The 21,371-nt window shown below is 31.8% G+C and carries 18 protein-coding genes; 3 read left to right on the top strand and 15 right to left on the bottom strand.

Annotation, left to right across the window (positions count from 1 at the left end; translation table 11 throughout):
• Positions 1–18 precede the first annotated feature (18 nt).
• The 5 genes from AQ1689_RS04980 to AQ1689_RS04960 are packed head-to-tail and all read right to left on the bottom strand — an operon-like array spanning position 19 to position 6,991.
• On the bottom strand, positions 19–567 hold the full coding sequence (locus AQ1689_RS04980) for a c-type cytochrome (protein ID WP_180947532.1): 549 nt from the start codon (positions 565–567) through the stop codon (positions 19–21).
• Positions 568–578: 11 nt separating this feature from the next.
• The gene (locus AQ1689_RS04975; protein ID WP_101914126.1) at positions 579–1,109 is read right to left on the bottom strand and encodes a DUF3341 domain-containing protein; all 531 of its coding nucleotides are present in this window, start codon (positions 1,107–1,109) and stop codon (positions 579–581) included.
• Positions 1,099–2,499: an NrfD/PsrC family molybdoenzyme membrane anchor subunit gene (gene nrfD, locus AQ1689_RS04970; RefSeq protein WP_101914125.1), complete on the bottom strand. Its 1,401-nt coding sequence runs from the start codon at positions 2,497–2,499 to the stop codon at positions 1,099–1,101. The genes AQ1689_RS04975 and nrfD overlap by 11 nt, the downstream gene beginning before the upstream one ends.
• A 27-nt stretch (positions 2,500–2,526) precedes the next feature.
• Positions 2,527–5,670, bottom strand: coding sequence for a TAT-variant-translocated molybdopterin oxidoreductase (locus AQ1689_RS04965; protein WP_101955364.1), 3,144 nt, complete (start codon positions 5,668–5,670; stop codon positions 2,527–2,529).
• Positions 5,671–5,701: 31 nt separating this feature from the next.
• The gene (locus AQ1689_RS04960) at positions 5,702–6,991 is read right to left on the bottom strand and encodes a cytochrome c3 family protein (protein WP_101914207.1); all 1,290 of its coding nucleotides are present in this window, start codon (positions 6,989–6,991) and stop codon (positions 5,702–5,704) included.
• Between the two features lie 204 nt (positions 6,992–7,195).
• Here AQ1689_RS04960 and AQ1689_RS04955 point away from each other — a divergent pair, with 204 nt between their 5' ends.
• Positions 7,196–7,558 (top strand): SPOR domain-containing protein, encoded by a 363-nt coding sequence (locus tag AQ1689_RS04955; RefSeq protein ID WP_101955363.1) that lies wholly within the window; start codon positions 7,196–7,198, stop codon positions 7,556–7,558.
• Between the two features lie 94 nt (positions 7,559–7,652).
• On the opposite strand, the gene AQ1689_RS04950 is transcribed toward AQ1689_RS04955, so the two are convergent.
• The 5 genes from AQ1689_RS04950 to AQ1689_RS04930 form a co-directional block, all read right to left on the bottom strand.
• Positions 7,653–8,729 carry a CNNM domain-containing protein gene (locus AQ1689_RS04950; protein ID WP_101955362.1) on the bottom strand — a complete coding sequence of 359 codons (1,077 nt, stop codon included), beginning with the start codon at positions 8,727–8,729 and terminating at the stop codon, positions 7,653–7,655.
• Between the two features lie 101 nt (positions 8,730–8,830).
• Complete coding sequence (locus AQ1689_RS04945; RefSeq protein ID WP_101914121.1) at positions 8,831–9,745, bottom strand: DUF3078 domain-containing protein; 915 nt, start codon at positions 9,743–9,745, stop codon at positions 8,831–8,833.
• Positions 9,746–9,829: 84 nt separating this feature from the next.
• On the bottom strand, positions 9,830–10,336 hold the full coding sequence (locus AQ1689_RS04940) for a DUF2480 family protein (RefSeq protein ID WP_101955361.1): 507 nt from the start codon (positions 10,334–10,336) through the stop codon (positions 9,830–9,832).
• A gap of 2 nt (positions 10,337–10,338) precedes the next feature.
• Positions 10,339–10,659, bottom strand: a complete 321-nt coding sequence (locus AQ1689_RS04935) for a DUF59 domain-containing protein (protein WP_058886069.1) — start codon at positions 10,657–10,659, stop codon at positions 10,339–10,341.
• Between the two features lie 39 nt (positions 10,660–10,698).
• Positions 10,699–11,124 carry a SufE family protein gene (locus AQ1689_RS04930; RefSeq protein WP_101914119.1) on the bottom strand — a complete coding sequence of 142 codons (426 nt, stop codon included), beginning with the start codon at positions 11,122–11,124 and terminating at the stop codon, positions 10,699–10,701.
• Between the two features lie 67 nt (positions 11,125–11,191).
• On the opposite strand from AQ1689_RS04930, the gene AQ1689_RS04925 reads away from it, so the two are divergent.
• Entirely contained in the window at positions 11,192–12,118 is a 927-nt protein-coding gene (locus AQ1689_RS04925) for a PfkB family carbohydrate kinase (RefSeq protein WP_101914118.1), read from the top strand.
• Positions 12,119–12,223: 105 nt separating this feature from the next.
• Complete coding sequence (locus AQ1689_RS04920; RefSeq protein WP_101914117.1) at positions 12,224–14,122, top strand: amidophosphoribosyltransferase; 1,899 nt, start codon at positions 12,224–12,226, stop codon at positions 14,120–14,122.
• Positions 14,123–14,375: 253 nt separating this feature from the next.
• On the opposite strand, the gene AQ1689_RS04915 is transcribed toward AQ1689_RS04920, so the two are convergent.
• The 5 genes from AQ1689_RS04915 to AQ1689_RS04895 all read right to left on the bottom strand — a co-directional run bounded on the left by AQ1689_RS04915 (position 14,376) and on the right by AQ1689_RS04895 (position 21,369).
• Complete coding sequence (locus AQ1689_RS04915) at positions 14,376–15,641, bottom strand: TonB-dependent receptor domain-containing protein (protein ID WP_101955360.1); 1,266 nt, start codon at positions 15,639–15,641, stop codon at positions 14,376–14,378.
• Between the two features lie 6 nt (positions 15,642–15,647).
• A complete protein-coding gene (locus AQ1689_RS04910) occupies positions 15,648–17,219 on the bottom strand; it encodes a TonB-dependent receptor plug domain-containing protein (RefSeq protein WP_101955359.1) in 1,572 nt (523 codons plus the stop codon).
• Between the two features lie 57 nt (positions 17,220–17,276).
• Complete coding sequence (locus AQ1689_RS04905) at positions 17,277–17,453, bottom strand: energy transducer TonB (protein WP_159459630.1); 177 nt, start codon at positions 17,451–17,453, stop codon at positions 17,277–17,279.
• Complete coding sequence (locus tag AQ1689_RS04900) at positions 17,434–18,012, bottom strand: energy transducer TonB (RefSeq protein ID WP_145993731.1); 579 nt, start codon at positions 18,010–18,012, stop codon at positions 17,434–17,436. Before AQ1689_RS04900 ends, AQ1689_RS04905 begins: the two co-directional genes overlap by 20 nt.
• A gap of 411 nt (positions 18,013–18,423) precedes the next feature.
• Positions 18,424–21,369: a TonB-dependent receptor plug domain-containing protein gene (locus AQ1689_RS04895; protein WP_101955358.1), complete on the bottom strand. Its 2,946-nt coding sequence runs from the start codon at positions 21,367–21,369 to the stop codon at positions 18,424–18,426.
• Between the last annotated feature and the right edge of the window lie 2 nt (positions 21,370–21,371).

Below are 21,371 nucleotides of genomic sequence, written 5' to 3'. Positions count from 1 at the left end.
TAACTATCTATTATAGAGTTATTTTAATTCACTTCTTAATTTCTCTACATACTGCACAATTTGCCAACGCTCTTTGTACTGTAATTGTCCTGCATGAGATCCCATTAAATTTTTACCATACATAATAACATGATAAATATTCCCTGGATTTAAGTCTCTTTCTTTGTAGTTTGGTATTCCGTTAAATTTATCTCTTTGAGATAAAACTCCGTTACCATCTCCTTTAGCTCCATGACAAGTAGCACAGTAAATTCCGTACAACTCTTTTCCTTTTGCTAAATTCTTTTCAGTAGTCGCTAAAGGGCTTTTTAAAGTTGCTTTTGCTTTTTCATATCCTTCGTTTGTATCAGGAATATCATAAGCTACAATACCTTTTCTACTTACCGTACCAGCAACTGGTAATCTATCTACCATTTTACCATTTAACCCTTCTGCCCCATTAGGTTCATAAGGAACGGCAACATACATATCTGGCATGTATTGTCGGTTTGGTGTGCGTTTATCTCCACATGAAATAACACTTGTTATAACAACTAAAGCCACGATTATTTTTACAAAACTTTTCATATCTCTGGTTATTAGTGCTTTTCTACTATGTTAATTTCTACAGCGCCTGTTGTTGCTATCAACGCTTTTAACTCTTCTTCGTTACCGTTTACAGGAATTTCCATTAAAAAATGGTCATCTGTTGTTCTTGGATCAGGGTTTTCGGCTTCTTTAAATGGCCATATTCTACTTCTCATATAAAAAGTAATTACCATTAAATGGGCTGCGAAAAACACGGTTAATTCAAACATAATTGGCACAAATGCTGGCATATTAGAAAACCAACTAAAATTAGGTTTACCTCCAATATCTTGTGGCCAATCTTGAATCATCATATAGTTTGTCATCCAAATAGCAAAGCATAATCCTGTAATTCCGTAAAAGAATGCAGTAATTGCTAAACGGGTTGGTGCCAATCCTAATGCTTTGTCTAATCCGTGAACTGGAAATGGACAAAATACCTCTTCGATGTGATGATGATGTTCTCCTTTGATTGTCTTAACGGCATCCATTAAGATATCATCATCATTATAAAATGCGTGAATTACTTTGCTAGTGCTCATTGTTCTCTTCTCTTAATTTTTTAAAATGCTGTCCTGAAGATTTCAAGATTGTCTTAACTTCTGCTTGTGCAATTACTGGAAATGTTCTTGCGTATAATAAGAATAATACAAAGAAGAAACCAATAGTTCCAACAAAAATACCTACATCGACAAATGTTGGTTCAAAACGCCACCATGTTGATGGTAAGTGTCCTTTACTTAATACAATTGCAATAATATCGAAACGCTCAAACCACATACCAATATTAATGATGATTGACATAATGAAAGAGAAGATAAAACTTCTTCTTAATTTCTTTATCCACAATAATTGAGGCAATATAATATTACATATTAATAATGACCAAAATGCCCATCCATATGCTCCTGCTTCTGCTCCAAATGATAAATACGTATAGTTTTCATAAGGTGAACCGGTGTACCATGCAATAAAGAATTCTGTTGCATATGCTACCGCTACAATACCACCTGTTAAAAGGATTACAATATTCATATACTCTACGTGTAAACGTGTAATATATGCTTCCATATTAGTAACCTTACGCATAATACCTAATAAGGTTTGTACCATTGCAAACCCCGAAAAGATTGCTCCTGCTACGAAATAAGGTGGAAATATTGTTGAATGCCATCCTGGGTTAATAGAAGTAGCAAAATCCATAGATACAATTGTATGTACTGAAAGTACTAATGGTGTAGCTAAACCTGCTAACACTAATGACACTTCTTCAAAACGTTGCCAATCTTTAGCTCTACCTGACCATCCGAAAGATAATAAAGCATATATTTTCTTTTGAAAAGGCTTAACGGCTCTATCACGAATCATTGCAAAATCTGGTAATAAACCAGTCCACCAGAAAACTAGTGATACTGATAAATAGGTTGAAATTGCGAATACATCCCATAATAATGGTGAGTTAAAATTCACCCATAATGACCCGAACTGGTTTGGCATTGGTAACACCCAATATCCGTTCCATGGACGCCCCATGTGAATAATTGGAAATAACCCTGCTTGGAATACCGCGAAAATTGTCATCGCTTCTGCCGAACGGTTAATTGCCATTCGCCATTTTTGACGGAATAGTAATAGTACCGCCGAAATTAAGGTTCCTGCGTGACCAATACCTACCCACCATACGAAGTTGGTAATATCCCATGCCCAACCGATGTTTTTGTTTAATCCCCACACACCGATACCTGTACCGACGGTGTAGAAAATACATCCAAATCCCCAAAGCATTGCTGCTAAGGAAATATAAAATGCGATATACCAATTTTGATTTGCTTTACCTTCAATAGGTCTTGCAATGTCTTCAGTGATATCATGGTAACTTTTGTTACCCAGCACTAAAGGTTCTCTATAAGATGATTCGTAATGAGACGACATAAATCTATATACTTATTAGTTTTATTATTAAGCTTCGTTTGTATTTCTTACTTTCACTTGATACACTACGTTTGGTTTTGTTCCAATATAGTCTAATACGTGAAAAGCCCTATCATCCTCTTTTAATGCAGTAACTGCATCTTCAGGATTATTTACATCTCCAAACACCATTGATCCTGACGAACAAGCTGATGAACATGCGGTTTCAAATTCATCTTTATGTACTGCTCTACCTTCTTTCTTAGCATTTAAAATTGTTGCCTGTGTCATTTGAATACACATTGAACATTTTTCCATAACTCCACGAGAACGAACTACAACATCTGGGTTTAATACCATTTTACCGTATTCGTTATTCATATTGAAATCAAATTCGCTGTTTTCTGAATAATTAAACCAGTTAAAACGACGAACTCTATAAGGACAGTTATTTGCACAATATCTAGTACCAACACATCTGTTATAAGCCATTTGATTTTGACCTTGACGACCGTGTGATGTTGCTGCTACCGGACATACCGTTTCACATGGTGCATGATTACAGTGCTGACACATCATTGGTTGGAAAGCTACTTCTGGGTTTTCAGCAGAATTTTCTAAAGCGTCAAATAAATCACCTTTACTTAATTCTAAAACCTTTTCAGTATACTTTCTTTCAACTTCTTTGTTTGATAATCTAGAGTTTTGAGCTTTAAATTCTTCAATAGTCATTGAAGCTTCATGTTGCTTATCAATTACTGTAGAAGAATAATAACGATCAATACGCAACCAGTGCATATCTCTACCTACTCTTACTTCGTCTTTACCTACAACTGGCACATTGTTTTCTGCATGACATGCTACTACACAAGCCCCACATCCTGTACAAGATGTTAAATCAATAGATAAATTAAAGTGATGCCCAACTTCACGATTATGGTCTGCCCATAAATCGATGCTTTTTGCTTCAACTTCTTTATGATCGTAAGAAACCATTGAAGGCTTATTCCAAGTATGTTTTGGGTCTAAATTTTTATCAGCTACCTGCTTTAAAGTTGCTTCTTTTAAAATATCATGACGACCTGCAAGTGTACTTTGTACTTGTGTACAAGCAAACTTATGCCATCCTGAAGTTTTTTCAATAGAAACATTATATTGAATAGGATTTCCGTTTTTATATAAAGGATACGCGTTTAAACCAACTTGCATCTCTTCTTTTAACGTTTGTGTTCTACCGTATCCTAATGCTAAACCTACAGATCCTTTTGCTTGACCTGGCTGAATCATTACTGGAACTTTTTCAATAGAAACACCATTTACTGTTACCGTAGCGTAGTTTCCATTAATAGCACCGTTATCTTTTACTGGGTTATCAAAACCTAATTCTTTAGCATCAGCCATTGAAACGGTTAAGTAATTATCCCAAGAAGCACGTGTAATAGGATCTGGTAATTCTTGTAACCAAGGATTGTTTGCTTGTTTACCATCACCTAATGCAGTTGATGAAAACAAGTTTAATTCAAAACCTGAAGCGGTACTTGTTGTTTTTAATAATTCAGAAACTGAAGTACTAATAACTACAGCCGATTCAAAAACTTCTTCTTCTTCTGAAACTATTGCTGATTTGAAAAAACCATCATGTAATGCCTGATTCCAAGAAGCTCCGTTTAATACAGTAGTACTCCAAAATTCTTTTAAAGTATCGTAATAGTTTACAGAACTACCTGACCATTTTAATAACACATCTTGTAACTGACGGGTATTAAATAATGGTGAAATTGTTGGCTGCATTAAACTATACGTACCTTTAGTAATTGTAACATCTCCCCAACTCTCTAAGTTGTGAGGTGCTGGTAAGGTATATTGTGTAGCATTAGCCGTTGCATCGTTTTGAGTCGATATTGCAACAGATAATTTTAAATTCTTGATTCCTTCAGCTAAATCAGCAGCGTTTGCTAACGTATATAAAGGATTTGTGTTATAAGTAACTAAACCTTTTACTACTCCTGCTTTAATATCAGCAACTAATTGAGCTACTTGAGTATCGTTACCTTGACGTGTTAAATTAACAGCTTTGGTATCGAATATCTCACTTTGTAACTTCTCGTTAATTGCAAAAGCGATTAACTGAGCGTTTTTATCATTTAATCCTGTAAGAACAACTCCTTTTGAACCTGCTTTAATTAAATTGCTTGCTAGCTTTTTAATTTCAGCGTCAATTTTAGTTGTTTTAGAAGGAATTGACTCTCCTGTTACAGCATTATATAAATTAACCAAAGCATATACTTGATCAGAAGGTTTTACAACCAATCTTTTATCAGCATTTGCTCCTGCCAATGACATATTACTTTCTACCTGAACATGGTAAGACATTTTACCAGATGCAGCTTTACGCCCATCAGTGTATGATTTCTCATAACCTCCTTGCCAGTCTCCAATAAAATCAGCACCAATAGAAGCGATAACCTCTGCTTTACTAAAATCATAATTTGGTAAAGCGCGTGTACCATACATTGCCTGAAAAGCATCAGCGGTTGCACTTTCTGAAATAGCATCATAAACAACGTGCTTTACGTTTGGATATGCAGCCGTAAATGCTGTAATTACTTTTTCAGTTGAAGGACTCGCTAACGTACCTGTTAATAATACAACTGGTTCGTTTGCTCCTTTTAACTCGTTTAAAGTTGCTATAATTTCTTTATCGGCATCTGCCCAAGAAATTTGATCCGCACCCTTTTTAGGTTCTTTTAAACGTAATTGATCATCGTATAATGATAAAACAGATGCTTGTGTACGTGCGTTTGTTTCTCCTGATGCTAATTTATTTGGCATTACAAGAATCGGACGACCTTCACGTGTTTTTACTAATACGTTTGCAAAATCAAAACCATCTGCAATTGTAGTTGCATACCAATCTGCAATACCTACAACAATATCATTTGGTTGTACTACATAAGGGATTGATTTTCTTACGGGACCTTCACAGGCTGCTAAAGAAGCGGCTGCTGTGGTAAATCCAACATATTTCAAGAAATCTCTACGTGAGGTTGATGAAGTTTCTAATGTTTCTTTATCACCTAAAAATTCATCTGTAGGAATATCTTGTACAAACTCATTATTACGTAGCGTTTCAACAACAGAACTACCTTTTAGTTCTTCAACACTTTGCCAGTATTTTTTGTTTGAAGCCATTTATATATGTGTTTTTCTACTTTCTAATTGATTAATAGTGGCACTTACCACACTCTTTTCCACCTAACTGAGCAATTGACACTTGGTCAACCCCATACTTTGCTGCTAATTGCTTATGAATTTTAGCATAGTATTCATTGCCTTTTAAGTCAACCTTGGTTGCTTTATGACAGTCAATACACCAACCCATTGTTAATGGAGAATATTGATATACCTCTTCCATTTCTTCAACAGGACCATGACATTTTTGACATTTTAAACCAGCAACACTAACGTGCTGTGAGTGATTAAAATATGCAAAATCTGGTAAATTATGAACTCTAACCCATTTAACAGGTTTGGTAACTCCAGTGTATTCTAAATTTTCAGCATCCCATCCGGCAGCCTCATATATCTTAGCAATTTCTTTATCTAAGTCAGATTTCACTAAAGTATGATCATCCATTACAACTTTAGTATCATCTGCTACTTCAGATATGTTTTTATGACAATTCATACAAACACTTACTGAAGGAATCCCTGATGTTTTACTATGTTTTGCTGAAGAGTGACAATATTGACAGTCAATTTTGTTATCACCAGCGTGAATTTTGTGTGAAAAAGCAATTGGCTGAATTGGCTGATATCCTTCGTCTACTCCTATTTGAAATAAGGTTCCGAAGAAAAAATAAGCACCCATTAAAGCACAAAATATAACGATTAACACTTGTAAAAAGGTATTTTTCTTTAACCCTTCCCATAAATCAGCAGTTTGTCCTACGACACCTGGTGTTTTAGGAGCTCCTTTTAATTCACTAATTGTTTTTAATAAACTAGCAATAATTAAAAAAGCTACAATAATAGCAGCAGCTAAAAGATACAACAACCATCCAGGAGCTTCTCCTTTTTCAGTTGTTCCAACAGCAACAGCAGCTTCACCTGCTTTTTTAAGTTTTCCTACAGTGGTGTAATAAAGAATATCGTCGATATTTTTATCAGTTAACTGAGGAAAAGCCGTCATGCTAGATTGCTTGTACTCTTCAAAAACTTCAATTGCGTCTTTATCGCCAGAAGCTCTAAACGCGGCATTGTCTCTAATCCAAGACTTTAACCAATCGTTTTCTCTTCTACTTTCAATGTCTCCTAATTTAGGACCTACAAGTTTTTTGTCTAACTTGTGACATGATGCACATAAAGATTTAAATAATTTTTTCCCTTCTTTTTGACGAGCTTCATCAACATCTTGTGAAAATGCTGAAAAACTCACTAATAAAACTAAAAAGAAAGCTAAACTCTTTACGAGTGTCTGGGTTAATCTGTTGTGATGTTTCACACTTTTCATACTGTTAAATATAAGTTTTAATACATTTTTATCTACAAGGCTATTAGTAAAATAGCGCATAGAAGGTTACGCAAAAGTACTACTTCTATATAAATTGTGAAAAGTTAAGAGAATCCTAATTTATAATTTATATTTGTTCTAAATAACTCAAGTAAACAATCTATTAAATTACAAGTCATTACTTTTGTATAAAGTTTTAATTAAATGGAAAAAAGAGGTCTTATACTAATTTTAGCGCTATCACTTTCAATAGGTGTTTTGAGTGCAAAAGCACAGCAAAATCAAAAGGACAACAAAGAGATTGCTGCGCTGATTGTAAAAAAAAGAACATATAATAAAAACAACGGTACTGGTTATAGAATCCAATTATATAATGGATTAGAAACCAAAGCGAAAAGTTTACGAAATAGATTTCGCCTTGAATACCCAGGTGTTTTTACTAAAATTACCTACGATCAGCCTGATTGGAAAGCACAGGTTGGCGATTATAGAACAAAATTAGAGGCAGATAGAGCTTTAAATAAAATAAGAGAAAAATTTAACGGTTCAATTGTTATTCCGCTATAATTTTATTGAAAAGAAGCACTTAAAATATAAAAAAACTCAGTACTAAATTTAGTACTGAGTTTTTTTGTATTTATTTTATAAGTACTTAAAAGAATTATGACTCATCAGAATGATCAATAATATCAATGTTTTTTGAACGTTTCTCCCAGTTTGTTCTGGCTAAATTTTGCAAATCGGCAACACGGTCACTTTCATCCATTATTTCAAAACCTAAAAGAGTTTCAATAACATCTTCTTGAGTAACCAAACCACTTACCGATCCATATTCATCAATAACTAACGCTAAATGCTCGCGTTCTTTTACTAATGTAGTAAACAAATCAGGAACTGATAATTCTCTTTTTGCTACTAAAATATCTCTTTTAATTGAACTCAAAGGCTGGCTTCCTTTTTTATCAATTAAAGCTAATAAAAGCTGATCTTTTAAAATATAACCTGTTATGTTGTCTGAGTTTTTAGAAAAAACAGGAACTCTTGAAAAGTTTAACTGCTTGTTTTTATCAAAAAAAGATTGAATTGTTTGGTTTTCATCTGCTGACACTACCACAGTTCGAGGTGTCATAATATCTTTTGCTTGAACGTCTTTAAAGTTTAGCATGTTTCTAATAACATTGCTTTCATCTTCATGAAAAACCCCTTCTTGCTGGGCAATATCTGTCATTACTGAAAAATCCTCTCTGCTTAAAACACTTTCTCCATGCCCCGATTTTCCACCAATTAATTTCGTTGCTAATTGTAAAATCCATAGAACTCCTGTCCATTTTAATGGAAAAATCATCATTTTTAAAGCTGTTGTAGTAAAGCCTGCTAACTGTTTCCAATACGTTGCTCCAATGGTTTTTGGAATAATTTCTGAGGCTACTAAAATTAAAATAGTCATCACTGCCGAAACAATAAAAACACCATAACCGTCATCATTAAAAATTTTCTTAGCCTCTGTTCCTACTAAAATTGCCCCTACTGTATGCGCTAGAGTATTTAATGTTAAAATAGCAATTAAAGGCTTGTCAACATCTTTTTTTAAGGTTTCTAATTCTGTAGCAAAAGCAGCGCCTTCTTTCTTTTTAACATTGATAAAAGTGGTGGTTACACTTAATAAAACAGCCTCTAAAATAGAACAGATAAAAGAGAAAAAAATAGAAACTGTAGCGTAAATAATTAATAGTGTCATTTAATTTAATTTTATTTTTAGCTAAAATACGTAAAAAAGAAAACCTCAAACATTACTGCTTGAGGTTTCTTATAATTATATTATAATAATACTCTTTTTATTTAGAAACCGTAGCTTAAACCTGCTAACCAGTAAGATTGTATTTTTCCTGGGGTTGCTGCTAAAGAAGGGTAATTTGTTAATTCTGAATTAAATGCTTCTTGTTTATTAGCTCTTAAACCAGACTCAATTCCTACTCCAATACCTTTCCAGATATTAAAACCAAGTGAATTAACCCAAGTTGCGTTTGATAAATCTGCTGATTTATAGCTTTGGAAAGTTGATAAGTTAGATCTGAATTTAAAGTTACCAATTTTCTTGTTGTATTCTGCTACTATTTTAGCTCCTAATGATGAATCAAAGTTTGATCCTGATTTACTAAATACATAGTTGTAGTTTAATGGATGTGCAACTACCACTAATTCTGGCATAGGAATCCAGGTAAGCCCTAGTCCAAAATCTAAATATCCTGGATCGTTAAAGTTTTTAATTAAAGATGTTCTGTATTCAACTAATGTTGATGCAGCTACTGTTTTCGTTAATTTATAACCAAATAAAGAAGTTATAGTAAAAACATCGGTAGTTCCCTGAAAATCAGTATCGTCAGTAGCGTTGTTTTTATCATCTAATTTAACCCATCCTAAATTGATATTTCCTGAATTTCTCCAAAAATATTTATCAGTATCTAAATTAGCAAAACCATTTGCAGTGATACCTACATTTCCTGCTGATGAATTAGGAACTGCGTTAGAATACCATTTATCAAAACCTGAAAAATTTGCTCCAATAGTACCAAATGCACCAAATTTCCATCCTGGAAAAGCATCAATTTTAGATTGTAAAGCACTTGCTTCACCTTGTAATTTACTTATTTCACCTTTTTTATCTGTAAGGTCTTTTTTTAATTCTTCAACTGTTTGTGCTTTTAAAGAAGCAATAGCGCATACAAATGCGAATGTTAAAACAATTTTTTTCATACTGTTAATTTTATAATTTTTAAGAGCGTAAAACTACGCTTTTTATTAGACAATATTATTTTATAAAAGTCACTCTTTATGCACTTATTTTTTTTTAAATAAAGGCACCGTTGAACAGGCTTCCCCAAACATAATACTTTTACAAATTGGCTGAATTTTGCTTACCAGCAGTGTATAAGCACTTTGTGGTATTGGTTTATTAGAACAGCCTTTTATTATTAATCTTTTATCTTGATATTCTGTGATATTTAAATTAGTAATAATATCATTAAAAAGCACCGTTTCTAGTAATTCTAAATTTCCTACTACTACTTTTTTAGCAAATTCGGTTAACTTTGTTGTTAATAAAAGATATGCCCAAGAAGGAATTACTGCATCCACCGAACAACTCAAAGCAACAAAAGTTCCCTCATATTGCGACCAATTATGATTTTTAACTTGTTCTCGGAAGTCTTTTTCACGAAGAATTAATTCTTCATACAACCAATCTTTAATATCAAAAACAATACGATTTCCCTTTGGATAAAAATCTTCAAGATCGATGGTTGTTAATTGACTGTTTGCTACTTTATTTATAATTTGTGCTGCCATTTTTATAGCATTCCAAGTTCTAACTTCGCTTCTTCACTCATCATTTCATTTGTCCAAGTAGGATCAAAAGTAATTTCAACCTCGCAGTTGTTAATTTCTTCTAATGATTTTACTTTATTTTCAATATCAACAGGTAAACTTTCTGCTACCGGGCAATTTGGCGAAGTTAAGGTCATTAAAATTTTAGCATCGTTTTCTTCCGACACGAATACATCATAAATTAAACCTAACTCATATATATCTACTGGAATTTCAGGATCGTAAATTGTTTTTAAAACACCTACTATTTTATCTCCTAATTCGTCTAGTTGTTTATCTGTCATCTTTCCTACTTCTTTTCGTTGTTAATTTTGACTATTAATTTAGGTTGTCAATTTTGATTGTTGCGCTATTGCATACATTTTTATCTGCTTAATCATAGAAACTAAACCATTTGCACGGGTTGGGCTTAAATGTTCTTTTAAACCAATTTCATCTATAAAATCAGTTTTTGCAGCTAAAATTGCTTGTGGTGTTTGATTAGAATAAACTCTTAATAATAGGGCTACAATTCCTTTGGTTAAAATAGCATCGCTATCGGCAGTAAACAGAATACTGTCGCCAGATAACTCTGAATATAACCAAACTTTTGACTGACATCCTTTAATTAAATTTTCATCTAACTTAAAAGTGTCCTTTATTATAGGTAATGATTTTCCTAAGTCAATGATATATTCGTAACGCTCCATCCAGTCATCAAACATAGAGAACTCGTCAATAATTTCTTCTTGTATTTCTTTGATAGTCATTTTTTAAAACTATTTTTGCACTGTGACACTTTGTTAAAAGTGCAAAATTACAGTAAAAAAACAAGAAATGAGCAAATTATTAGCAGTTGGTACCGTAGCATTTGACGCTATTGAAACACCTTTTGGTAAAACAGATAAAATATTAGGAGGTTCAGGAACTTACGTAGGTTTGGCAGCTTCTAATTTTGGAGTTAAAACCGGAGTTGTTTCTGTTGTTGGAGGAGATTTCCCTCAATCATATTTAGATATGATGAACAGTAAAGGAATTAATACCGATGGTATTGAAGTTGTAAAAGAAGGTAAAACTTTCTTTTGGAGTGGTAAATATCATAACGATATGAATTCACGCGATACCCTAATTACAGAATTAAATGTATTAGAACATTTTACCCCTGTAGTTCCTGAAGCATTTAAAGATGCAGGTATTGTAATGTTAGGAAACTTACACCCCTTAACACAAGCATCTGTTTTAGATCAGATGACTGAAAAGCCAAAATTAGTAGTATTAGATACGATGAACTTTTGGATGGACATCGCTTTAGATGATTTACACACCGTTTTAAAACGTGTAGATGTTGTTACTATTAATGACGAAGAGGCGCGTCAATTAAGTGGAGAATATTCGTTAGTAAATGCTGCGAAGAAAATTCATGAAATGGGTCCTAAATATGTAATCATTAAAAAAGGAGAACACGGTGCTTTATTATTTAGTGAAGGAAAAATGTTCTTTGCGCCAGCATTACCGTTAGCCGAAGTATTTGATCCAACAGGAGCAGGAGATACTTTTGCAGGAGGTTTTTGTGGATATCTAGCAAAAACTGAAGACATTTCGTTTGACAACATGAAAAACGGAATTATCTACGGTTCTAATTTAGCGTCCTTTTGTGTTGAAAAATTTGGAACACAACGAATGGAAAATCTTACAAAAGAAGAAGTGCTAACACGCTTACAAGCTTTTAAAGAATTGACACAATTTGATATAAAACTATCATAACTTAAAAATCCGCGCTTTTTGCTGCGGATTTTTTTTATAGCATAAAACATACAACAACAAGAATAACAAGAACAACAACAACACACTATTAAATATTTTTTCAAAATGAGTGACGCTATTAAACATGAGTGCGGTATTGCAATGGTTCGATTATTAAAACCATTACAATATTATAAAGATAAGTACGGAACCGCTTTATACGGGGTAAATAAAATGTATTTATTAATGGAAAAACAGCACAATCGTGGGCAAGATGGTGCGGGTTTTGCTAGTATTAAATTTGATGTAGCACCAGGAACGAGATATATTAGCAGAATTCGTTCTAATCAATCGCAACCAATTAAAGATATTTTCGGAAAAATCAACAACCGTATTAGCGGCGTTTTTGAAGAAAACCCTGAAAAAGTAAACGACACCGAATGGCTACAAAATAATGTTCCTTATTTAGGTAACTTATTTTTAGGGCATGTTCGTTACGGTACTTTTGGTGGTAATTCTATCGAAAATGTACATCCTTTTTTACGTCAAAGTAATTGGAGGCATCAAAGTTTACTTGTTGCAGGTAACTTTAACATGACCAATTCGAAGCAACTTTTAAATGATTTAATTGATTTAGGACAGCATCCTAAAGAAGCTACCGATACCGTTACAGTAATGGAAAAAATCGGTCATTTCTTAGAAGATGAAGTTTCTGATTTATATGTAAAAGCAAAAGAAGCTGGATTTAGTAAAAAAGATGCCTCTCCTTTTATTGAAGAGCATTTAGATATCCAACGAATTTTACAACGTTCAGCAAAAAACTGGGATGGTGGTTACGCTATGGCTGGTTTATTAGGACACGGTGATGCTTTTGTTTTAAGAGATCCTTCGGCGATTCGTCCTGCATTTTATTATCAAGATGATGAAGTTGTAGTGGTAGCCTCAGAGCGTCCTGCAATTCAAACGGTATTTAATGTTGATATTAACGAAATCAAAGAAATTGATAGAGGTCATGCACTAATTATTAAAAAAAGTGGTGAAACTTCTATGGCGCCTGTTTTAGAACAACGTGTTAAAAAAGCCTGTTCTTTTGAGCGTATTTATTTTTCAAGAGGAAGCGATGCCGATATTTACACCGAACGTAAAAACTTAGGAAAATATGTATTTCCTGAGGTTTTAAAATCGATTGATAACGATATTGAAAATGCTGTTTTCTCATACATTCCTAACACCGCAGAAACTTCATTTTTTGGAATGATGGAAGCTGCCGAAGATGTGTTAAATCAGCAAAAAACAGCAGCTATTTTAGCAGGTGGCGGAAAATTATCGAAAGAAAAAGTAACCGATATTCTTTCTAAAAGACCTCGTTTTGAAAAAATAGCTATTAAAGATGCAAAATTAAGAACTTTTATTACTGATGATAGCAGTAGAGATGACTTAGTAGCCCATGTTTACGATGTTACTTATGGCGTTGTAAAACCAACCGATAACTTGGTAATTATTGACGATAGTATTGTTCGTGGTACGACTTTAAAGAAAAGTATCATTAAAATATTAGATAGATTAAATCCAAAGAAAATTGTAGTAGTTTCTTCGGCTCCTCAAATTCGTTACCCTGATTGTTATGGTATTGATATGGCAAAAATTAATGATTTTATCGCCTTTAAAGCGGCATTAGAATTGTTAAAAGAAACCGATCAGTATGGTATTATTGATAGCGTATATGCCAAATGTAAAAAGCAACAGGTTAGCCAAGATAAAGATGTTGTAAATTATGTAAAAGAGGTATATGCTCCTTTTACCGATGAACAAATTTCGGCTAAAATTGCTCAGATGTTAAAAACTGCGGATATTTCTTCTAATATTGAAGTAATTTTCCAAAACGTTGAAAGCTTACACAAAGCCTGTCCTGATAATTTAGGTGATTGGTATTTTACAGGTGATTATCCTACCGATGGTGGAAACAGAGTGGTAAACCAAGCGTTTATTAACTTCTATGAAGGAAATGACGAAAGAGCTTATTAAGTAAAAAAATAAAAATAACCTATTTATAAAAATGAGCTCGATATCTAATCGGGCTCATTTTTTTGTTTAACGATTCAGCATCATTTTCCTGAGCAGAACATCGTAGAGACGCAATGCATTGCGTCTCTACCAACAACAAAACACCAACAACAAAACACCAACAACAAAATCGGTACAACATATTAATAACCAAAAAAAAACCTGAATAAAATATTATTCAGGTTTTTTGTGTGCTTAATATATATAAAATAACTTAGTTATTAATGCTCCAAGATATATAATACAATTGCCCTATTTGACCAGATCCTGGTGCTACAAAATATTCTTTACCAAATAAATTTGTTCCTCCAATTTTAAGTTTAGATTTCATCGAAGGAATACGGTAGTTTAATTGTGCATCAATTACCGTTCTTGCATCTACATTACCCTTTACGAATTTCGAAACCCATTTATATTTATCCGACCATCTAGCATTAATATTAAACCCTACATTTCTGAAAAGTTTACTATTTCCAAACTGCACTTTTACAGCATGTTTTGGTGTATTAAAATTAGGTTCAAATTGTCCGTTATCTTTATCTTCAAACTCATAATCATTAAAATTATAGTTTACTCCAAAATCAAAATTTTTGAATAATTTAGTATGCATCCCTAAAGCAAAACCATAAGAATCAACATTAGATTTACTATTGGTTATAATACTAAAATCTTCACAAAACCCTTGTGCTATAGAAACAAAAGCCATTTCGTCATAAACCACAACACCTTGGTCGTTTATAATAGGTGTGTAATTAAGAGCTTCTATTTCTGGTTGAGTTAATTTTTTATTTCCGAAAGGATAGACTTTTCCTAAGCTAAGGGTTGTTATATCTTGTGTAAAAACAAAATTATCATGCTTACTATAATACCCGTTAATATCGATATCAAAATTGGTGTTATTATTTAAACGAAACATACTTCTATACCCTAATTCAAGTGTTTTAACTACCTCTGGAAGAACCTCTCCATAATCAGATTTAATTGCCTTCGAATAATCACCGTCAGCTTTAAACGCAGTGCTAGTTAATACAGAATTATTTAGTATTTCTTGTCCAGTTACGACTCTTGTCTGGTAGTCATTTAAAGTAGGATCAAAAACTGGCGTGTAGTTTTCAGAAGATATTCTATCTAAGTTAGCCTTAACAGTTCCTATTGTTGTTTTAATTGATGGATTTAAAAACATATATTGTTCTTGAACTGTTGGGTTTCTAAAACCTGTTTGATAAGAAGCTCTTAACACATGATTTTTATCAGTACCTAAAACATAATTCAAGGCTATTTTTGGTGAATAATTTCCATCAAAATTAGTTGCTTTATCATAACGAAGTGATGTTGTTACTTTTAATCTCTCATTAAATAATTTTTTCTGAATTTGAGAATAAAAACCATATTCTTCTATTTCTATCTTTTCAAAAGCATCATTAAAAAGTGTTCCTTTAGAGTTTGGATTATAATTCCTGTAAGAACCTCCTACTTGAATATCAGCCTAGTTATTCAATAATCGTTTAAAATTATAATTACCATCTAAATGCTTATAATGACTTTTTTCATATAAAGCACTACCACCTTGTGAAATTAATGTTGATGTAATTTTATTAAACTCTTTATTAAATAATTTGGTATTTGGTTTTAACCTATGTAAATCTATTAAAGCTCTAGTATTAGCTATTGTTTTTCCTTCAAGATAATGTTTGTTATAATACTCAAGTTCCCAATAATAAAAATCATCAGCATAACGATTAAGCTCAATTCCAGTTTTTGTTAAATCGTATGAATTACCAGAGTCATTTCCAGTATAGTATCCTCTAACATAAAAATCGTTCCCTTTAACTTCTATTTTATGTTGTTCTGTAAAATAATTACGCTGTACAAATCTACTTGTGCCTTGAAAAAGGTTATCTCTTAAAGAAAACCTAGAAGATAATTCAATTTCTAAACGCTCATCTTTAAAAGGTCTAAAGTGTAATGCTCCTGAAAATCGGGTATTATTGGTTTTAAAATCATCTTTTAAAAGCTCGCTTTCACTATAACCTGTTCTTCTTAAATATGTTCCATAAGGTATTTCGGCACTACCAGGCATATCATATTGTAAATAACCATTCCATTGACTCAAATCAAAAAAAATCTCATCTCCATAGGTATTAACACCATCATAATTAACTGTCGAACTGATATCACCAGGAATTATTTCATGACTAATAATTTCCTTATTTCTTAAATCATTGGCATGCCACTCTTCTGCTTCATAATAATTAAAATTTACTTTCGCAGCAAAATAGTCATTAAATTTATACGCCATTCGTATAGAGGCGTCATAAAAAGGATTATTTCCACCTTCTTTTTGGCTGGTATATCCTGTTTTAAATAAGCTACTAATTCCTGTATAATCAAATGGATTCTTGGTATTCATTAACATCAAACCATTATAAGCATTAGCTCCATATAATGCAGAAGATGCTCCTGGTAAAATTTCAACACTAAGGATGTCTAATTCTGAAACTCCTGAAAAATTCCCTGTACTAAAACTTAATGCCTGTGCTGCGGTATCCATACCGTCAATCATTTGGACGAATCGAGAATTGCTAAAATCTGAAAAACCTCTTGTATTTATAGATTGAAACCCATAACCTCCTTCTCTAGATTGTACCCCTTTTAAATTTGCTAAGCCATTATAAAAAGAATTAGCAGACGTATTTTTAATCTCTGTTAAACCAAATCTTTCAATTGTTACTGGTGATTCAATAATTTTTTCAGAAACCCTAGATGCAGAAATAACAATTTGATCTAGTAATAAATTTTCTTTTAATATAATATTTATTGGCGTATCTAAACTTCTAATAATCCGTTTTTCTGTTTGATAACCAAAAGCAGAAATTATTAGCGTTACCGGTAATTTTCGCAAGGTTTTCAAGGCAAACTTACCATCTGTAAAAGTAGTAGTACTTTCTGTTTTTATAGTGATTTTAGCATTATAAAAAGGCTCTAGATACTCATCGTAAACCCCTCCTTTTATTTCTATTTGTGCGTATGTAATTACGCTACAAAAAATAAAAAACATCCCTATTAATTATTTTTTTAACATCGTAAAATTTCTTTTAAAAATTTTTTTTTACTTCTACTCTTCTAGTGAAAAATTAATTGGAAAACCATACTTTACAGTCGTATAACTTCCATCTTTTTTAGCGGATTTAAATTTAGGTAGCATAGCAACTACACGAACCGCTTCGTTATCTAATATTGTAGCACCGTCAGGGCCTAGTGTTTTAATGTTTTTAACGACCTGTTTTATCAATAATAAATCGAACCCAAACTTCACCTTTAACGCCATGTTTAATCGCTTCTAGTGGATAGCTAAAATATTTAGAAATATGACGCATCATTTCGGTATTAAAACAATCTGAAATTTCTGATTTCTTTGTTTTTTCACAAGCTTTGAAAACGGGTATTTTATCTACAGCTGTAAATTTTAAAGCCTTTCGAACTTCTTCTTTTGATAATTTATTTTTAAGGTTTTCAATATTGTTTTTTAGTACGACTGCACCTGTAATTTCAGAGTTCTTAACTATTTCGCCAACTTCAACAGTATTTATACCTCCAAGACTTGCGACCTCTTGTTTCTTTAAAGTTTTTCGCTTTTTTAAATGCCTTTTATTTGCAGATATTGTTACAGAAATAAGCCTAGATTTCTTACTACTCTTATTTTTAGGCTCTTTAATAGTACATTTTGTAACACTAATACTATTTAAATCAATCTCAGCAGTTTCATCTGCAGATTCACAAAATTTTTGGGCAATTGTTACTGAGTTTAATAGAAGTAACATCGTCGTTAGGAACACTATTTTTTTCATCATATCAAAAAAATTACATTAATTAAATAATTTTTCCTGAGGGGAAGGAAAATAAATGTGTGAAGGGAAGGTTAGACAAATATAAGTTAATCAGTCAAATAGAGTAACAAAAACACCTAAAAAACACTTTTATAAAGGTAAAATAGATTCTTTTTAAATAAAGAATTAGTTGTCTAAAATCTACAAGTTCATTCTTGAATAAGCTACACAGCTAAGCAGCTAAGCAGCTAAGCACTGTGAGAAATTAGAATGAAAAACTGAAATAAATTCAGTTTAACGGCTTCGATTTCTTATTTTTCTGTAATATTTTTTTTTAGATAAAATTTTAACAAGTACTGAAAAATTAAATATTTTTTTTTAAAACAAAAAAACTCGAGCAATGCTCGAGTTTTTGTAAAATATATGCTAAAGTTCTTAGTTATTTATTGTCCAAGAAACATAATATAATTGTCCTATTTGACCAGATCCTGGTGCTACAATATATTCTTTACCGAATAAGTTTGTTCCTCCAATTTTTATTTTAGATTTCATAGAAGGAATACGATAGTTTAACTGTGCATCAATTACAGTTCTTTCTGATACATCTCCTTTTACAAATTGAGAAACCCATCTATATTCATCTTGCCATCTTGCATTTACATTAAACCCAAAATTATTAAACACATTGTTGTTACCTAACTGAACTTTTACTGTGTGTTTTGGTGTATTAAAATTTGGCTCAAAAAAACCTAAATCTTTATCTTTAATTTCATAATCTATAAAGTTATAATTTAATCCAAAATTAAATGTTTTTAATAATTTAGTGTTTAAACCAATTCCAAAACCATAAGAAGTTACTTTTGACTTACTATTGGTAACCAGATTAAATTCTTGGGCTAATAAATGACCATCATCATCTAGATCATAAAGTGCATTATAAGCCCATTTGTCAGCAACTAAAACTCCATCTACAATTTTACCTGATTTTATAATTGGATCAGCTAATTCCTCTGCTGTTAACTTTCTATTTCCAAAAGGATAAACTAATCCTACCTTAGGTGTTACTATATCTTGTCTAAATACAAAATCTTTATGTTTACTATAAAAAGTATTAACATCTATATTAATGTTATTTGTTTCTGTAATACCAAACATACTTCTATACCCTAATTCAATTGTCTGAACTTCTTCTGGCTTTACTTCAGTATATACTGATTTTATAAAATCTTTACCTTTATAATCATCAGATTTATATACTGATGAAGTTAGTAATGAATTATTAATAATATCATTGCCTGAAATAATACCGTCTAATGCAGGACTATAATTATTGTTATATAATTTATCGTAATTTCTACCTATAGAAATTCTATCTAGATTCTCTTTTGATGTTCCTAGATTCATTTTCCTACCTGGTTGGTTCATCAAGTACTGTTCTTGTATTGTTGGGTTTCTAAAACCTGTTTGATAAGAAGCTCTTACAAAATGATTTTTATCCTCTCCTAAAGCATAATTTATAGCTAAACGAGGAGAATAGTTACCTTCAAAATTTTGAGATTTATCATAACGTAAAGATGCTGTTAATCCTAATCTGTTTTCTAAAATTTTTTTCTGAACTTGACTATAAAAACCATACTCATTTACCTTAATAGCTTCTTTAGCATCATTAAATATTGTTCCTTTAGAATTGGGATTGTATTGTCTAAAAGATCCTCCTACTTGAACATCTCCCCAATTATTTAATAAAGAACTAAAGTTATAATTTCCTTCTGCATGTGAATAGGCACTTTTATCATATATTTGACTACCTCCTTTGGTAATTAATGTTGATTTTACTCTTTCTAATTCTTTATTAAATGCTGTTGTGCCAGGTTTTAATGTAAATGAATCAGCGTATGCTCTTGCTTGTTTTAATAGTTCTGGATATTTCTGAAAATCTTGAAACCCTATATTATTAGCATCAAGAGATCTACGTAGATTTTCGTAATAATCGTAGCCCCAATATTCACCAGATAATGATGTCATTATACTACCTGTTCTATTTAAATCAAAAGAATTCCCAGCATCATTTAATGTATAATAAGCTCTTACATAAAAGTTACTTCCTTTTACTTCAAATTTAGATTGATTAACATAAAATTCTCTCTGTGCATATCTTGAAATTCCTTGAAAAAGACTATTACCTGTTGAAATTTTTGTTGCTACAATTAATTCTAACGATTCGTCTTTAAAAGGTCTGTAATGTATAGATGTATCAAATTTTAAGTTTTTAATTATTTGATTATTACCTAATAACTCTCTCTCTGAATACCCTGTTCTACTAAGATTAAAATCTTTAGAAAAATCAAAATCATCATATTCAGCACCAAGAAAGTAGTCCTCATCATATCCAGCTAAATCTAACAACTTAGTACTGTAATCAAATTCATCACCGTATATATTAACACCATCAAAATTTAAAGTATTATCTCTATTACCTTCTATAATTTTATTGGTATCAATTTGTTTATTTCTCCTGTTATTAGTGTGCCACTCTTCAGCTGTAAGGTAATTAAAATTTACTTTAGCAGCTAAAGATTCACTAAATTTATAAGCCATACGAATAGAAGCATCATAAAAAGTATTGTTTCCTGCTGTTTTTTGGTAAGTATTTCCACTTTTAATTAAAACACTAATACCTGTAAAATCAAAAGGATTTTTAGTTGTTAATAACATAAGCCCGTTATAAGCATTAGCTCCATATAATGCAGAAGAAGCTCCTGGTAAAATCTCTACATTATTAATATCTAAATCAGAAACTCCTGATAAATTACCTGGGCTAAAATTTAAGGCTGGTGCTGCAGTATCCATACCATCTACCATTTGGATAAATCTAGAATTACTAAAATCTGAAAAACCTCTTGTATTTACTGATTTAAATCCGTAACCACCCTCTCGTGACTGTATTCCTTTTAAATTAGTTAAACCATCATAAAAAGAATTTGAAGTGGTGTTTTTAATATCGTTTAAACCAAAACGCTCAATAGTTACAGGAGATTCAATAATTCGTTCCGGAACTCTAGAAGCTGATATAACTACTTGATCTAAAAGATATGCTTCTTTTAAAATGATATTAATTGACTTATCTAAACCTTCAACTACCAATTCTTCTGTTTGATAACCAAAAGCAGAAACTCTTAAAGTTATAGGGAAGTTTTTAGATACTTTTAAAGTAAATCCACCATCTTGATCAGATAATGTATTTACACCTAAAACAGTAATTTTAGCATTGTAAAAAGGCTCTAGATATTCATCATAAACCAAACCTTTTACCTCTACCTGTGCGTATGACACCATACTAAACAAGGCAAAAACAATAATTATTGAATATTTTTTAAACATTT

Origin of the sequence: Tenacibaculum finnmarkense, from assembly GCF_900239185.1 — a bacterium.
Classification (GTDB): Bacteria; Bacteroidota; Bacteroidia; order Flavobacteriales; family Flavobacteriaceae; genus Polaribacter; species Polaribacter finnmarkensis.
The sequence above is the reverse complement of the archived record's forward strand: the minus strand, read 5'-3'. Positions and strand labels throughout refer to the sequence as shown.

Coding starts and splice junctions, on each gene's coding strand:
- AQ1689_RS04950 (WP_101955362.1), bottom strand. CDS start 8,729: ATGACACTATTAATTATTTACGCTACAGTTTCTATTTTTTTCTCTTTT.
- AQ1689_RS04945 (WP_101914121.1), bottom strand. CDS start 9,745: ATGAAAAAAATTGTTTTAACATTCGCATTTGTATGCGCTATTGCTTCT.
- AQ1689_RS04935 (WP_058886069.1), bottom strand. CDS start 10,659: ATGACAGATAAACAACTAGACGAATTAGGAGATAAAATAGTAGGTGTT.
- AQ1689_RS04975 (WP_101914126.1), bottom strand. CDS start 1,109: ATGAGCACTAGCAAAGTAATTCACGCATTTTATAATGATGATGATATC.
- AQ1689_RS04940 (WP_101955361.1), bottom strand. CDS start 10,336: ATGGCAGCACAAATTATAAATAAAGTAGCAAACAGTCAATTAACAACC.
- AQ1689_RS04910 (WP_101955359.1), bottom strand. CDS start 17,219: ATGTTTTTTATTTTTTGTAGCGTAATTACATACGCACAAATAGAAATA.
- AQ1689_RS04980 (WP_180947532.1), bottom strand. CDS start 567: ATGAAAAGTTTTGTAAAAATAATCGTGGCTTTAGTTGTTATAACAAGT.
- AQ1689_RS04930 (WP_101914119.1), bottom strand. CDS start 11,124: ATGACTATCAAAGAAATACAAGAAGAAATTATTGACGAGTTCTCTATG.
- AQ1689_RS04925 (WP_101914118.1), top strand. CDS start 11,192: ATGAGCAAATTATTAGCAGTTGGTACCGTAGCATTTGACGCTATTGAA.
- nrfD (WP_101914125.1), bottom strand. CDS start 2,499: ATGTCGTCTCATTACGAATCATCTTATAGAGAACCTTTAGTGCTGGGT.
- AQ1689_RS04955 (WP_101955363.1), top strand. CDS start 7,196: ATGGAAAAAAGAGGTCTTATACTAATTTTAGCGCTATCACTTTCAATA.
- AQ1689_RS04960 (WP_101914207.1), bottom strand. CDS start 6,991: ATGAAAAGTGTGAAACATCACAACAGATTAACCCAGACACTCGTAAAG.
- AQ1689_RS04965 (WP_101955364.1), bottom strand. CDS start 5,670: ATGGCTTCAAACAAAAAATACTGGCAAAGTGTTGAAGAACTAAAAGGT.
- AQ1689_RS04895 (WP_101955358.1), bottom strand. CDS start 21,369: ATGTTTAAAAAATATTCAATAATTATTGTTTTTGCCTTGTTTAGTATG.
- AQ1689_RS04900 (WP_145993731.1), bottom strand. CDS start 18,012: ATGATGAAAAAAATAGTGTTCCTAACGACGATGTTACTTCTATTAAAC.
- AQ1689_RS04920 (WP_101914117.1), top strand. CDS start 12,224: ATGAGTGACGCTATTAAACATGAGTGCGGTATTGCAATGGTTCGATTA.